Origin of the sequence: uncultured Tenacibaculum sp. (assembly GCF_947502995.1) — a bacterium.
In the GTDB taxonomy this organism is placed as follows: domain Bacteria; phylum Bacteroidota; class Bacteroidia; order Flavobacteriales; family Flavobacteriaceae; genus Polaribacter.
Window position 1 is genome coordinate 43,013 of the sequence record NZ_CANNBW010000014.1, and the last position, 14,490, is coordinate 57,502.

At 29.2% G+C, this 14,490-nt stretch carries 15 protein-coding genes; 8 read left to right on the top strand and 7 right to left on the bottom strand.

Annotated features, from left to right (window positions below; translation table 11 throughout):
* Positions 1–2: 2 nt before the first annotated feature.
* From mazG to ruvX, 4 genes are read right to left on the bottom strand one after another with little or no spacing between them, the layout of a single operon-like run.
* A complete protein-coding gene (gene mazG, locus Q1A46_RS12680; RefSeq protein WP_299679120.1) occupies positions 3–782 on the bottom strand; it encodes a nucleoside triphosphate pyrophosphohydrolase in 780 nt (259 codons plus the stop codon).
* Between the two features lie 3 nt (positions 783–785).
* Positions 786–1,208, bottom strand: coding sequence for a DUF5606 domain-containing protein (locus tag Q1A46_RS12685; RefSeq protein ID WP_299679123.1), 423 nt, complete (start codon positions 1,206–1,208; stop codon positions 786–788).
* 9 nt (positions 1,209–1,217) lie between these two features.
* On the bottom strand, positions 1,218–1,802 hold the full coding sequence (gene def / locus Q1A46_RS12690; protein WP_299679126.1) for a peptide deformylase: 585 nt from the start codon (positions 1,800–1,802) through the stop codon (positions 1,218–1,220).
* A 58-nt stretch (positions 1,803–1,860) separates the two neighbouring features.
* Entirely contained in the window at positions 1,861–2,271 is a 411-nt protein-coding gene (ruvX, locus tag Q1A46_RS12695) for a Holliday junction resolvase RuvX (protein ID WP_299679129.1), read from the bottom strand.
* Positions 2,272–2,395: 124 nt separating this feature from the next.
* Here ruvX and Q1A46_RS12700 point away from each other — a divergent pair, with 124 nt between their 5' ends.
* The 5 genes from Q1A46_RS12700 (at position 2,396) to Q1A46_RS12720 (ending at position 7,027) form a co-directional block, all read left to right on the top strand.
* Positions 2,396–3,211, top strand: a complete 816-nt coding sequence (locus Q1A46_RS12700; protein WP_299679132.1) for a 2,3,4,5-tetrahydropyridine-2,6-dicarboxylate N-succinyltransferase — start codon at positions 2,396–2,398, stop codon at positions 3,209–3,211.
* Between the two features lie 66 nt (positions 3,212–3,277).
* Entirely contained in the window at positions 3,278–4,024 is a 747-nt protein-coding gene (locus tag Q1A46_RS12705) for a glycosyltransferase domain-containing protein (RefSeq protein WP_299679135.1), read from the top strand.
* Positions 4,024–4,824, top strand: coding sequence for a glycosyltransferase (locus Q1A46_RS12710; protein WP_299679138.1), 801 nt, complete (start codon positions 4,024–4,026; stop codon positions 4,822–4,824). The genes Q1A46_RS12705 and Q1A46_RS12710 overlap by 1 nt, the downstream gene beginning before the upstream one ends.
* Entirely contained in the window at positions 4,825–5,940 is a 1,116-nt protein-coding gene (locus Q1A46_RS12715; RefSeq protein ID WP_299679141.1) for a glycosyltransferase family 1 protein, read from the top strand.
* The gene (locus Q1A46_RS12720; protein ID WP_299679144.1) at positions 5,933–7,027 is read left to right on the top strand and encodes a glycosyltransferase family 4 protein; all 1,095 of its coding nucleotides are present in this window, start codon (positions 5,933–5,935) and stop codon (positions 7,025–7,027) included. Before Q1A46_RS12715 ends, Q1A46_RS12720 begins: the two co-directional genes overlap by 8 nt.
* Here the strand turns inward: Q1A46_RS12720 and Q1A46_RS12725 are convergent.
* Positions 7,016–7,780 carry a glycosyltransferase family 2 protein gene (locus Q1A46_RS12725; protein WP_299679147.1) on the bottom strand — a complete coding sequence of 255 codons (765 nt, stop codon included), beginning with the start codon at positions 7,778–7,780 and terminating at the stop codon, positions 7,016–7,018. The two genes, Q1A46_RS12720 and Q1A46_RS12725, sit on opposite strands and share 12 nt — an antisense overlap.
* 134 nt (positions 7,781–7,914) lie before the next feature.
* Between Q1A46_RS12725 and Q1A46_RS12730 the strand changes: the two genes are divergently transcribed.
* From Q1A46_RS12730 to Q1A46_RS12740, 3 genes are read left to right on the top strand one after another with little or no spacing between them, the layout of a single operon-like run.
* Positions 7,915–8,463, top strand: coding sequence for an L-threonylcarbamoyladenylate synthase (locus Q1A46_RS12730; RefSeq protein WP_299679150.1), 549 nt, complete (start codon positions 7,915–7,917; stop codon positions 8,461–8,463).
* A gap of 5 nt (positions 8,464–8,468) precedes the next feature.
* Entirely contained in the window at positions 8,469–9,899 is a 1,431-nt protein-coding gene (locus Q1A46_RS12735) for a CCA tRNA nucleotidyltransferase (RefSeq protein WP_299679152.1), read from the top strand.
* 1 nt (position 9,900) lies between these two features.
* Positions 9,901–10,944 (top strand): glycosyltransferase, encoded by a 1,044-nt coding sequence (locus Q1A46_RS12740; protein ID WP_299679154.1) that lies wholly within the window; start codon positions 9,901–9,903, stop codon positions 10,942–10,944.
* On the opposite strand, the gene Q1A46_RS12745 is transcribed toward Q1A46_RS12740, so the two are convergent.
* Complete coding sequence (locus Q1A46_RS12745; RefSeq protein WP_299679156.1) at positions 10,936–12,774, bottom strand: ABC transporter ATP-binding protein; 1,839 nt, start codon at positions 12,772–12,774, stop codon at positions 10,936–10,938. The genes Q1A46_RS12740 and Q1A46_RS12745 overlap by 9 nt on opposite strands.
* Positions 12,774–14,483, bottom strand: coding sequence for a phospho-sugar mutase (locus Q1A46_RS12750; RefSeq protein ID WP_299679158.1), 1,710 nt, complete (start codon positions 14,481–14,483; stop codon positions 12,774–12,776). The genes Q1A46_RS12745 and Q1A46_RS12750 overlap by 1 nt, the downstream gene beginning before the upstream one ends.
* Positions 14,484–14,490 lie beyond the last annotated feature (7 nt).

The following is a 14,490-nucleotide window of genomic DNA, read 5'->3' on the forward strand; positions in this document are numbered from 1 at the left end:
TGTTATTTATATAATTTTTTAGCTTCATTCCAAAAAACATCCATTTCGGTTAAAGACATATTAGATAAATCTTTACCAGCTAATTTAGCTTGTTCTTCTAAGTACTGGAATCGATTGATAAACTTTTTATTTGTTTTTTCTAAAGCATTTTCTGGATTAACCTTTATAAATCGTGCATAATTGATCATAGAAAACAAAACATCTCCAAATTCTTTTTCTATGTTTTCCTGATTTCCATTTTCAATTTCTTCGTTGAGTTCATTCAATTCTTCTTGAACTTTTTCCCAAACTTGATGTGGTTCTTCCCAGTCGAAACCAACTCCAGCTACTTTATCTTGAATACGATTAGCTTTTACCAAAGCAGGTAAACTTTTAGGAACACCTTCTAAAACAGATTTCTTTCCTTCTTTAAGTTTAAGTTTTTCCCAGTTTTGTTTAACTTGTTCTTCGTTTTCAACAGAAACATCGCCATAAATGTGTGGGTGACGATCTATAAGTTTATCTGATATTGCATTGGCAATATCCGCAATATCAAAAGCTTTTTTTTCACTTCCGATTTTTGCATAAAAAACGATGTGCAAAAGCACATCGCCTAATTCTTTTTTAAGTTCTACTAAATCATTATCTAAAATAGCGTCACCTAATTCGTAAACTTCTTCAATTGTTAAATGTCGTAAACTTTCTAATGTTTGTTTTTTATCCCACGGACATTTTTCACGAAGATCATCCATGATGTCTAAAAGACGATTAAAAGCTTCTAACTGTTGTTTACGAGTATTCATATTTTATTCTTCTTCCTCTGAACTAATAACTTCTTCATTTAAAGAAGTAAAATCAAATTCTGCTTTTACTAAAATATTATACCATTGTAATACTTTCTTAATGTTAGAAGTATATACTCTTTCCTCATCGTAACCTGGTAAAACTTCAGAAAAATAAGAAGTTAATTTATTAGCACTTTCTTTGTGTGAAATTGCTTCTTTGTTATCTTCTTTGTTAGCAATGTTTTTAAAAACTTCAGCTAACGGAATATCCTCTTCGTATGTAAAGATTGCAATATTCTCTAACAAACTAACATTGTGAGTTGCAGTAATAGGCATTCTTTTACCATCTAGTAATGATTTTACAATTACTCCCGCTTTAGTTTGCGATAAAATTTCATATAAACCAGGCTTACCTGATACAGCTATTATTTTACTAAATTCCATGTAATAAAATTATCTTTTTGAGTTAGGAAAACGCATTCTATAACCAGAATTTACTTTCCCTTTTGAAATATTTTCTAATTTTTTCTTAATTAATCTTTTCTTTAATGAAGATAGTTTATCAGTAAATAATACACCTTCAATGTGGTCATACTCATGTTGAAAAACACGTGCAGCTAATCCTGAATAAGTTTCTGTGTGCTTTTCAAAATTTTCATCTTGATATTCAACAGTGATTACAGGTTTTCTCCAAACATCTTCTCTAACATCAGGAATGCTTAAACATCCTTCATTAAAAATCCATTCTTCTCCTTCTTCTTCAATAATTTTAGCATTAATAAATACTTTATTAAATGATTCTAAAACTTTTTTCTCTTCTTCAGGTAAACCATCATCTTCCGCAAAAGGAGAAGCATCTATAAGAAATAGACGTATGTCTTTTCCAATTTGTGGAGCAGCTAAACCAACTCCAGAAGCATTGTACATAGTTTCTTTCATATTGCTAATTAGCTCAGAAAGATTAGGATAATCTTTATCTATTTCTTTCCCAACTTTTCTAAGCACTGGGTCTCCGTAAGCAACTATTGGTAGTATCATATACTATGGTAAATTTTTTAATGCAAGCAAAAGTACAAATAAGCTTGTTTACTTAAAATTATTTGTTGTATAAATATGATTGTAGAATAATAGTAGCACTAATTTCGTCTACTAGAGCTTTATTTCTTCGTTGTTTCTTTTTTAAACCACTATCAATCATTGTTTGAAAAGCCATTTTAGATGTGAAGCGTTCATCAACTCTTTCAAAAGGAATCGATGGAATTTCTTTTTTAAGCTTTTCTATAAATGAACTAATTAATTGTTCACTTTCACTATCAGAATTATCCATTTGTTTGGGTTTTCCAATTATAAAACGTTCAACAGTTTCTTTATTAATGTAATCTTTAAGAAAATTGATTAGAGTATCTGTTTCTACAGTTGTTAACCCAGAAGCAATAATCTGTAATTCATCAGTAACAGCTATTCCAGTTCGCTTTAATCCGTAATCTATTGCTAATATTCTTGCCAAGTTTTACTTTTATTTTGAGCAAAAATAGTCATTTTAAACAAGGAATTATTTTCTGTTTAAAAAATGTGTTTTACTACCAATTCTTTCTAGGGAGACTTATATTTGTAAAAAATATTTAACCAAGATGACTGAAATTCGTTCTATTATAGAAAACGCGTGGGATAACAGGGAATTATTGAAAAATGAGGAAACTGTAACAGCAATAAGAAAAGTTGTTGATTTATTAGATGCAGGAGAGCTTCGTGTAGCTGAGCCTACTGATGATGGTTGGCAAGTAAATGAGTGGGTAAAAAAGGCTGTAGTATTATATTTCCCAATTCAAAAAATGGAAGCTTTAGAAGCTGGTATTTTTGAATATCACGATAAAATTCCATTAAAGAGAAACTATCAAGAGAAAGGAATTCGTGTAGTACCAAATGCTGTAGCTCGTCATGGAGCTTATATTTCTTCTGGTACTATTTTAATGCCTAGTTATGTAAACATTGGAGCTTATGTAGATGAAGGAACAATGGTAGATACTTGGGCAACTGTAGGATCTTGTGCACAAATTGGAAAAAATGTTCATTTATCTGGTGGAGTAGGAATCGGTGGTGTGTTAGAACCATTACAAGCTGCTCCAGTAATTATAGAAGATAATGCATTTATAGGTTCTCGTTGTATTGTTGTAGAAGGTGTAAGAGTAGAAAGAGAAGCGGTTTTAGGTGCTAATGTAGTATTAACAGCTTCAACAAAAATTATTGATGTAACAGGTGATGAGCCAGTTGAAATGAAAGGAAGAGTTCCTGCTCGTTCTGTAGTTATTCCAGGAAGTTATACTAAGAAATTTGCTGCTGGAGAATACAATGTACCTTGTGCTTTAATTATAGGTAAACGTAAAGAAAGTACAAATAAGAAAACATCATTAAACGATGCATTAAGAGAGTATGATGTAGCTGTTTAATATTTTAAACAAATAACTTTAATTCTTAAGATCAAATATAGTTTTATATTTGGTCTTTTTTTATGCATGAATAAAATAGTTATATATACAGCAGCTTTCGGAGAAAACTATGGTTTCATTCCACAAAAAAAAATTAAAGGAGTAGATTTTTTTTGTTTCACAGATGATATAAAAAAGGTTGTTGCTCCATGGAAACCAATAGAAGTAAAGTTTGAAGGAGGTAATAATGTTTTAAGAAATAGGCATCCTAAATTATTACCACATTTGTATTTCAGTAATTATGAAACTAGTATTTATATAGATAGTAATTTTTTAATTGTTGGAGATATTTATGAACTTTTAAAATCTCTCAACGGTTTTAAAATGGCTACCTTTGACCATGCTCAATCTGATGATTCAAGAGATTGTATATACAAAGAATATGAAGCTATTTTAGAATTAATGAAACAGACAGGACAAGCAAAGGATAACCCCAAAGTTATGTCTGATCAGATTGCTGGATTTGAGTTAGATAATTATCCAAAAGAAAATGGATTAATTAAAGGAGGTGTTTTAATTAGAAAACATAGTGATTTTGAGGTAGTTAAAGTAATGGAAGATTGGTGGAAGATAGTTTCAACTCAAAGTAAAAGAGATCAATTAAGTTTTAATTATGTGGCTTGGAAAAATAACTTTATTCATAAAATAATAGATGGAGATATAAGAAGAGGAAATTCATATTTTTATTTTTTAGCATCAGCAAGAAAAAACTATTTACCAAAATTAATTAAGTATAAAATCAAACGATTTTTAGGAATAAAAAAACATCCATAGTGATTAAAATATCAATCATAATTTCATATTACAAAGCACTAGATAATTTAAAGTTAATTCTAGAAGCATTAAATCATCAAAGCTCAAAAGAATTTGAAGCAATTGTTTCTGAAGATGATAGCAATCAGGAAACTATAGATTTTTTGAAATCTTTTAGAGGTCAATATAATTTTCAAATTTTACATGTAAATCAAGAAAAAGATTATGGATTTAGAAAAACGATGATGTTAAATAAATCTATCAAAGCTTCTAATGGAGAAACTCTAGTTTTTATTGATGGTGATTGTATTCCTCATAAACATTTTGTAAAAGCGTATATAAATAATGTTGAAGAAGGAGTAATGTTAAAAGGAAGAAGAGTAATGTTAGGAGAAAAAATAACAAATAAAGTCACTTCAAATAAAACAATTAAACCTCTAAATACGATATCTATTTTACTTTCTGATTCCGATAAAAAGAAAGAAGGTATTTACTTAAAAAATAAAAGTTTAATAGTAACAATGAAAGATAAAGGTTTATTAGGTTGCAATTGGGGAATTCAGAAAAAGCATTTAATCGCAATTAATGGATTTGATGAAGATTATGTTCGTGCTGCAGTTGGTGAAGATACAGATATTGAGTGGAGATTAAAACGAATAGGAATTGGAAGTAAATCCATGAAAAATAAAGCTATAGTTTATCATTTACATCATGAAAGAGGTTATTCTAACGAAGGTGTAGAAATGAATAGAGTTTTGTTGAAAGAAAAGATGGATAAAGATCTTTACATCTGTTTAAATGGATTAGAAAAGCATTCGTAAATGAGAATAGGTTTCGATGCCAAAAGAGCATTTCATAATACTACAGGATTAGGAAATTATAGTAGAGATCTAATTCGAATCTTATCGGAATATTTTCCAGATGAAGACTATTACTTGTATAATACCAAGCCGAAAAGAGTAGATCGGTTAGATATGAGTAAATTCACAGAAATACTTCCAGATACGAAGTTTTGGAGAAAGTTTTCTTCGATTTGGAGACAAGGTCCAATCAACCGACAAATAGCTCAAGATAAAATAGAATTATATCATGGACTTTCAGGTGAAATTCCAAGAAATTTAAGTAAAACTGGAGCTAAATCTATAGTTACGATACATGATTTAATATTTGTTCGTTACCCGAAATTATATTCTTTTTTCGATAGAAAAATTCATTTTAATAAATTTAAATATGCGGCTCATAAAGCTGATAGAGTTATAGCGATTAGTGAGCAAACTAAGGAAGATATTATTGCGTATTTAAATATTGATGCTTCTAAAATAGATGTGGTTTATCAAGGTTGTCATGCTATTTTTAAAGAACAAGTATCTGAAGAACAGAAAATATTAGTTAGAGAAAAATATAATTTGCCTGATCAATTTATATTGAATGTAGGAACTATCGAAGAGCGTAAAAATCTACTTAGTATTGTTAAAGCTATTAAAGACATAGATATTAATCTTGTCGTAGCTGGTAGAAAAACAAAATATTATGATCAAGTTAAAGAATATATCACAGAAAACCAGTTAAATCATAAAGTTCACTTTTTAGGTGGAGTAGATTTACAAGAGTTAGCAACGCTATATCAAACTGCAGAAATATTTATTTATCCAAGTATTTTTGAAGGTTTTGGTATTCCAATTATTGAAGCTTTATTTTCTAAAACTCCAGTAATTACAACAAATGGAGGTGTTTTTCCAGAAGCAGGAGGACCACATTCGATTTATGTAGAACCTTATAATATCGAGCAACTTAGTTTAGAAATTACTACATTGCTAAGCGATAAAGCAAAACAAATAGAAATTGCAGAGCAGGGACATGTATTTGTGCAAAAATTTAATGATGAAGCTATTGCAAACCAATTAATGAAAGTATACACATCGGTTTTACATGGATAATAAAAAAACAATATGTTTCTTTAATTCTACAAGAACTTGGGGAGGTGGAGAAAAATGGCATTACGAAATGTCGTCTTATCTATTCTCAAAAAGAATCAAGGTTTTGGTTATTGTATCTCCCAATAGTGAACTTCAAAATAAAGTAAATACAGTTGGTATTCCATATGAAGAAATTAAAGTTTCAAACTTTAGTTATTTAAATTCAAAGAAGATTGCAAATGTGGCTACTTTTCTAAAGAATCATAACGTTTCTACAATTGTTATGAATTCTTCCGAAGATATGAAACTTGGAGGTTTAGCAGCAAAAAAAGCTAATGTAAATAGAATAATTTATAGAAGAGGAAGTGCGATACCAATTAAAAATTCTTTCATCAACAGGTATTTCTTTAAAAATATTTTAGATGAAGTTTTAGCAAATTCTGAAGCTACCAAAGCAACTATTAATGCTAAAAATGGACATTTATTTCCGAAGGATAAAATTACTGTAATTCCTAATGCGATTAACATTGAAAAGTTTGATAGTATGCCATCTGAAGAATTGTATATGAGACAAAACAATGAAATTATTTTAGGAAATTTAGGAAGGTTAGTTTATCAGAAGAATCAAGAGTTTTTAATAGATGTTGCTTTAGAACTTAAGAAAAGGTCACTAAATTTTAAATTATTTATTGGAGGTGATGGTAAATTAGGTGATATTCTATCACAAAAGATAAAAACACATAATTTAGAAAGGGAAGTCACTTTACTTGGTTTTATTGAAAATCCTAAAAGCTTTATGAATAGCTTGGATGTCTTCTTGTTACCATCGAGATGGGAAGGTTTTGGTTATGTTCTTGCAGAAGCCATGCTTTGCGAAAAACCAGCAATAGCATTTAATATAAGTAGCAATGGTCAAATTATAGAAGATAAAGAAAATGGTTTTTTACTTCCTTTTGATGATGTACAACACTTCAGTGATAAAATTGAATTTTTCATTAATAACAAAGCTATGATGACTGTAATGGGAAAAAAAGGAAGAAAGAAAATAGAAGAAGAGTTTAGTAGTGCTTTAATCCAAGAAAAAGTAAAAGAATATTTACTTCCTTAATTTCTTACGTCTTTCTATTAATTTTAAATATTTTAGTACGCTATATTCTGCTATATAAGTACTCCAAACATAACCTTCATAACCATTAAACATATTTCCTCGAATCACATATTCCTTAAAAAAAGTAAATGGATATTTAAAGACAAGTAAAATTATATTTACTCGTTTTTGTCGTTTAAAATATTCTTCAGATACTAACGATGCATATCTATTTTTCTTTAAATTAATTTGTTCTACAGAATTTGCAGTGTAATGGTAGAAGAAGTTTTTAAATCTTCCTTTTGCTCCTTTGTATTCTACAGTTTCATGAACTTTTTTATCAGAAAATCCAGCATTATTTTTATTAAAAAGTCTTAGAATAGGAGTGTTTTTTAAATATCCATATTCAAAAACTTTTCCTAAATAGACATGTTTTCTGTTTATAAAATAAGCTTTATAGGGAATTTTTTCTTTACTAAATTCAGTTTTTATTTCATCTATTAACTCATTAGTTAAAACTTCATCTGCATCAATAGATAAAACCCAATCATAAGAACATTTACTCACTAAAAAACTTTTCTGTTCACCATATCCATTAAATTCTTTTTGAAAAACTTTTGCTCCGTAAGATTTACAAATTTCAACAGTATCATCACTACTATAAGAATCAATAACCACAATTTCATCGCACCAGACTAATTTTTCTAATGTACGAGCAATATTTTGCTCTTCATTAAAAGTAATAAGTGCAGCACTAATTTTATGTTTATGCATTCAATATAGTTTTACTATAACAAACATAATGTAAATTAGCGGTTTTAAAGTAATATAATTTCTGTATCGTAAGATATAATTTACGAAAGGAGTATTTTTAGAAGTAAACCTTCATATTTTAAAACGAAATTATCATGATAAGTGAAGTTGTAATTGAATTAAATAAAGGAAAAACAATATTATATCCTACTGATACTGTTTGGGGATTAGGATGTGATGCAACAAATTCTGAAGCAGTACAAGAGATTTATAAGATTAAAAACAGAGAAGAAAGTAAGAGTTTAATTGTTTTGGTAAGTTCCTTTGAAATGTTAGAACAATATGTTTCAGTTCCTGATGTAGCTAGAGAAATACTTAAAAAAGCAGAAAAACCAACAACAATAATTTATCAAAATCCAAAGGCTATTGCTGCTAATATTATCAATAAAGAGGATAACACACTTGCTATTCGCATAGCTAAAGATGAATTTTGTGAAGAATTAATAGAGACGTTTGGAAAGCCAATTGTGTCTACATCAGCAAATGTTAGCGGAAATCCAACTCCTAAATCTTTTTCTGAAATAGAACAGTCTATTTTGGATGATGTTGATTATATAGTAAATTTGCATCAAAATAAAGTATCTGAGAAATCATCAACGATACTCAAATTAGAAGGAGAAAAAGTAATAGTGATACGAGAATAGAGTTTATGCAGGATCAATTTTTTAAAGAAGCACTAACACATAAAGTTTTTGAATACATAACCAAAGCAACCGATGAATTAGGCTTAGACAGTTATGTTATTGGTGGTTTTGTTCGTGATTTTATTTTAAAACGCGGAAATGCCAAAGATATAGATGTTGTAACAATAGGAAGTGGTATAGAACTAGCTCAAAAAGTAGCAAGTTTATTACCAAACAAACCTAAAGTACAGGTTTTTAAAACCTATGGAACAGCTATGTTACGTTTTAATGACATTGAGGTTGAGTTTGTTGGTGCAAGAAAAGAGTCTTACACAGAGGAGAGTAGAAATCCAGAAGTATCTGCGGGTACGTTACAAGATGATCAAGATAGAAGAGATTTTACAATTAATGCTTTAGCCTTAAGCTTAAATGCTAAATCTTTTGGAAAATTGTTAGACCCTTTTGATGGTATTGGTGATTTAGATCGAAAAATAATAAGAACGCCATTAAATCCAGATATTACGTATTCAGACGACCCTTTACGTATGATGAGAGCTATTCGTTTTGCAACTCAATTAAATTTTACAATTGAAAAAACTTCATTAGATGCAATTCAAAGTAATGTAGAACGAATCAAAATTATTACTAAAGAAAGAATTGTTGATGAGATTAATAAAATAATGGCATCACCTAAGCCTTCAATAGGTTTTTTACTTTTAGAAAAAACAGGTTTATTAAATAAAATTTTACCTGAATTAATCGCTTTAAAAGGTGTTGAAGAAGTAGAAGGGCAAACTCATAAAGATAATTTTTATCATACCTTAGAAGTAGTTGATAATATTTCAGAAAATACAAACGATGTTTGGTTACGTTGGGCTGCGTTATTACATGATATAGGAAAAGCTCCAACAAAAAAGTTTGATAAAAGAAATGGATGGACGTTCCATTCTCATGAATTTGTCGGTTCTAAGATGGTTTACAAGTTATTTAAGCGTTTAAAAATGCCATTAAATAACAAGATGAAGTTTGTACAAAAAATGGTGTTATTAAGTTCTAGGCCCATTGTATTAGCTTCTGAAGTAACAGACTCTGCTGTTCGTAGATTAATTTTTGATGCAGGCGACGATATCGATAGTTTAATGACTTTATGTGAAGCTGATATTACTACTAAAAACCCAAAGAAGTTTAGACGTTATCATAAAAACTTCGAAATCGTTCGTCAGAAAATTAAAGAAGTAGAAGAACGTGATCGTGTTCGTAATTTTCAACCTCCAATTACAGGTGAGGAAATTATGAAAACTTTCAATTTAAAACCTTGTCGTGAGATTGGTCAAATAAAAGAAGCAATAAAAGAAGCTATCTTAGAAGGAGAAATACCTAATGAATATGAAGCATCTTATAACTTTATGTTACAAAAAGCAAAAGATATAGGATTAACAGCTCAAACAGAAATTTAAAATGAGAATAGTACAAGTAATAGATCAATTAGGTCTGGGGGGGGCAGAGCGAGTTTGTGTGAATTTAACAAATTTATTATTTAGAAATGGTAACGATGTTAAACTTATTGTTTTAAACGATAAAGGAGCTTTATTTGATCTTATAGATGATGGAGTAGAAGTTGTTCGCTTAAATAAAAATAAAGGTAAATTTAAAGCTTACAGAGAGTTTAAAAAAAATATCAAAAAAGACGATATTATTCATATTCATATGAGAGCAAATTATAGGTTTGTAAAAAAAACATTTTTCTTCTTAGGTGGAAATAGACCAGTAATTTTGCACGATCATTATGGGAAAATTGTTGTAAATCAATCTGTACCGAAATGGTATAAAACAATTTTTAAACCTCATTTTTTTATTGGTTGTTCTGAATTACTTACCGAGTGGGCTCTAAACAAAGTTAAACTAAAAGAAGATCGAGTTTTTCTTGTAAATAATTTTGTGTTACACTACGAATCAAACTATAAAAATCATACTCCAAAAGGATTAGTTTTAGTTGGAAGTTTAAAAAAGGTGAAAAATCATAGATTAGCAATGGATATTGCTAAAGCTTTAGATAAAGATCTTACGATTTATTGTCCAAGCTTAAAAGGTGGAGAAGGTGACTATTATGAAACATTAGTAGCACATATGGATAAAATTCAATATAAAGATCGTATCCATTTTGTTACAGGTTGTAATAATGTACAAACTGAACTTAAGCAATATGAAATGGCTTTATTAACTTCTACTTCTGAAGGAGATCCATTAGCTTTAGTAGAATATATGGCACAAGGCTTACCTTTCTTATGTTCAGATATTGGAGAATCTGTTAAAGTTGTAAAAAAGTATTATCCAGATATGGTTCAAACCGATTTTAATCTAGATAATTGGGTGGCAAACTATCATAAAGTAAAAGAGATCCAATCTGAACAGATCGAATCTCTTTATAACGAACATTTTTCTTCTGATTTATATCTTGAAAAATATTTATCTATTTATAAGAAGTTTTTAGCATCAGTCTAAAGATTGTAATTCTACAAGTTTTGCATATTCACCTTTAGCCGCTAAAAGTTCTTCGTGTTTACCTTGTTCTACGATTCTACCTTCTCGCATTACAACAATTAAATCTGCTTTTTGAATGGTAGACAGTCTATGTGCGATTACTACAGAAGTTCTATTCTGCATCATATTTTCTAATGCAGATTGAACTATTTTTTCAGATTCGGTATCTAAAGCAGAAGTAGCTTCATCTAAGATCATGATTGGTGGATTTTTGAGCACAGCTCTAGCTATAGATAAACGCTGTTTTTGTCCACCAGAGAAGTTATTAGCACTATCTGCAATATTTGTTTCAAACCCTTTCGAAGAATTTTCAATAAACTCTAAAGCATTGGCAACTTTTGTAGCAGCAATAATTTCTTCTTCAGTAGCATTCGGATTACCAACTTTTAAGTTGTTTTCTATAGAATCATTAAATAATAAAGCATCTTGAGTAACTATTCCTATTAAAGAACGTAACGATTCTTTAGAAACATTTTTGATGTTATCATTGTCAATTAATACTTCACCTTGATTTACATCATAAAAACGCATTAAAAGATTAGCAATTGTAGATTTTCCACTACCAGACTGACCAACAAGTGCAACCATTTTTCCTTTTGGAATTTCTAAACTGAAATCTTTTAAAACATAATCATCTTCATATTTAAAAGAAATATTCTTAAAACTTATCCCTGTTGTAAATAATTCTTTATCAATAGGGTTTTCAATATTTAAAATAGGATTAGCTTCATCTAAAATATCATATAAACGTTTTGCAGATGCATCACCTTTTCTAATATTGGTAAAAATTCCTGCGATTGCTTTAGTAGGCTGTAAAGTTGAGTAGAAGAAAATAATATAGGTAATAAAAGATTCTGAATCAAATCCATTTAAAGCAGATTGATTATTAGTAAGAACTAAACTCCCTCCATACAATAAGATGGCAAGAACAGTAAAAACTCCTAAAAATTCACTTAAGGGTGAAGCTAATTTTTGACGATGTGTTACTTGTATGTTTAAATCAGCTTGTCTTTTTGTTGAATTAGAAAACTTTTTAAAGAAACCATTTTCTGAAGTAAAACCTTTTACAACTTTTAAACCTGCAATTGTTTCTTCTAATAAAGAAAGATAAGTACCACTTTCTTGTTGTGATTGTAGCGCTTTAGATTTTAGTTTTTTTGTAGACCAAGAAATTATTAAACCTGATAAAGGTAAAGTTACAAAGACAAACAATGTTAGTTTATAGCTCATTGAAAACATTACAATAAGAATAATTATAATGGTTAATGGCTCCCTTATAATTCCACCAAAAGAGGAAATAAAAGACCCTTCAACAACTTGAATATCTGAAGTCATTCGAGACATTAAGTCACCTTTCTTTTGTTCTGTAAAATACCCAATAGGAAGATTGATAATTTTATTATATAATGTATTTCGCATATCCTTAACCGTTCCATTCGATAAATATGCCATTTGATATGATCCTAAGAAATAGAATAAATTCTTGAAAAAGAATAATACTAAAACGCTTATTGATATTAAAAACAATGTATGAATTGCTCCTTCTCGTTCTATATATTGAGCTATTTCGTAGTAAAAATTATTTTTTAGATATTCAAAGCTTTTTCTAAGTCCTTCATATGTAGGTTTTTCTACTTTTTTATCAGGGTTAAATAAAATAGATAATACAGGTAAAAAGGATATTACCGTTAAAATGTTAAATAAAGCAAATAATATATTAAATATAGTAGCATAAATAAATCTGTATTTATATGGCTTTACAAAAGATAAAATTCGTTTAAAGTAATTCATTAAACTCCTAACTGTTTTATAATTCGTTGGAGTTTTTCATCCAACTGTTTTCCAACTACATCTGCATTTTCAACTGTATCTAAAGAACCTTTTGTGCCGATGTAAAATTTAATTTTTGGTTCTGTACCACTAGGTCTACAAGCTACTTTAGTTCCATTTTCTGTTTCGTAAATTAATACGTTAGATTTAGGAATATCAATCGTAGTTTCTTCTCCGGTGATAATATTTTTTCTGATTGAAGTTTTATAATCATTTACAAATGTTACTTTTTCACCATCTATTTCAGAAAGCGGATTATTACGTAAATCGATTAACATTTGCTTGATTTCTTCAGCACCTTGCATTCCTTTTTTAACTAGCGAAACTAGTTTTTCTTTAAAGAAACCGTGTTTTATATATATTTTTAGTAATTCATTGTAAAAAGAACTATTCTCAGACTTTGCTTGAGCAGCAATTTCACAAGCTAGTAGGGTAGAAGTTACAGCGTCTTTGTCTCTAACAAAATCGCCAACCATAAACCCGAAACTTTCTTCTCCACCACCAATAAAGTCTAATTCAGGATGATCTTTAATCATTTTAGCAATCCATTTAAATCCTGTTAAACCAACTTTAGTTTCTACACCATAATTTTCAGCAATAACATTAACTAAGGTAGTAGATACAATGGTGGAACCAATAAATTGCTTACCATTCAATAAACCTTTTTCTTTCCATTGGTTTATTAAAAAGTCTGTCATAACACTCATGGTTTGGTTACCATTTAATAATTTCATGTTACCATCAGTATCACGAACAGCAATTCCTAAACGATCACAATCAGGATCTGTACCAATTACAATATCTGCATTTGTTTTATTAGCATATTCGATAGCCATTGCTAAAGCTTCTGGTTCCTCAGGATTAGGAGATTCAACAGTAGGGAAGTCTCCATTTGGTTCGGCTTGTTCTTCAATAACATGAACTTGAGTATATCCAGCTCTTTTTAAGACTTCAGGAACTAATTTTATTGATGTACCGTGTAATGAAGTAAAAACAATTTTTAAATCTTCTCTACCTTTTATATTAAATGTACCACTTTTTAAAGATGCATTCCAGAAAGCTTCGTCAACTTCTTCACCAATAAAAGAAATTAGTTCTTCTTTTTTATTGAAATTGATATCGTTAAATTCTAAATTATTTACTCCAGATATAATTTCTGCGTCTTGAGGAGGAACTATTTGTCCGCCATCAGTCCAATACACTTTGTAACCATTATATTCAGGTGGATTATGTGAAGCTGTTAATACAATACCAGCATGACAGTTTAAATGGTTTACAGCAAAAGATAACTCAGGAGTAGGGCGTAAGTCTTCAAAAACAAAAGTTCTAATATTGTTCGCAGAAAGTACATCTGCAACTAACTGAGCAAACTTTTTACTGTTATGTCTACAGTCATACGCAATTGCTACCTTTATTTCTTCATTTTTATATACTTTGTTTAAATAATTACTTAAACCTTGCGTAGCTTTTCCTAAAGTATATTTGTTAATACGATTTGTACCAGCTCCCATAACACCTCGCATTCCTCCGGTACCAAATTCTGTATTTTTATAAAATCTATCTGTAAGATCTTCTGTGTTATTACTTATTAATTCAGAAATTTCATTTCTTGTTTCTTCATCGAAAGTATCAGTTAACCAAAGTTTGGCTTTACTTAAAATATCGTTCATAGTTAAT

Coding starts and splice junctions, on each gene's coding strand:
- mazG (WP_299679120.1), bottom strand. CDS start 782: ATGAATACTCGTAAACAACAGTTAGAAGCTTTTAATCGTCTTTTAGAC.
- Q1A46_RS12685 (WP_299679123.1), bottom strand. CDS start 1,208: ATGGAATTTAGTAAAATAATAGCTGTATCAGGTAAGCCTGGTTTATAT.
- def (WP_299679126.1), bottom strand. CDS start 1,802: ATGATACTACCAATAGTTGCTTACGGAGACCCAGTGCTTAGAAAAGTT.
- Q1A46_RS12700 (WP_299679132.1), top strand. CDS start 2,396: ATGACTGAAATTCGTTCTATTATAGAAAACGCGTGGGATAACAGGGAA.
- Q1A46_RS12705 (WP_299679135.1), top strand. CDS start 3,278: ATGAATAAAATAGTTATATATACAGCAGCTTTCGGAGAAAACTATGGT.
- Q1A46_RS12715 (WP_299679141.1), top strand. CDS start 4,825: ATGAGAATAGGTTTCGATGCCAAAAGAGCATTTCATAATACTACAGGA.
- Q1A46_RS12720 (WP_299679144.1), top strand. CDS start 5,933: ATGGATAATAAAAAAACAATATGTTTCTTTAATTCTACAAGAACTTGG.
- Q1A46_RS12725 (WP_299679147.1), bottom strand. CDS start 7,780: ATGCATAAACATAAAATTAGTGCTGCACTTATTACTTTTAATGAAGAG.
- Q1A46_RS12730 (WP_299679150.1), top strand. CDS start 7,915: ATGATAAGTGAAGTTGTAATTGAATTAAATAAAGGAAAAACAATATTA.
- Q1A46_RS12735 (WP_299679152.1), top strand. CDS start 8,469: ATGCAGGATCAATTTTTTAAAGAAGCACTAACACATAAAGTTTTTGAA.
- Q1A46_RS12740 (WP_299679154.1), top strand. CDS start 9,901: ATGAGAATAGTACAAGTAATAGATCAATTAGGTCTGGGGGGGGCAGAG.
- Q1A46_RS12745 (WP_299679156.1), bottom strand. CDS start 12,774: ATGAATTACTTTAAACGAATTTTATCTTTTGTAAAGCCATATAAATAC.
- Q1A46_RS12750 (WP_299679158.1), bottom strand. CDS start 14,483: ATGAACGATATTTTAAGTAAAGCCAAACTTTGGTTAACTGATACTTTC.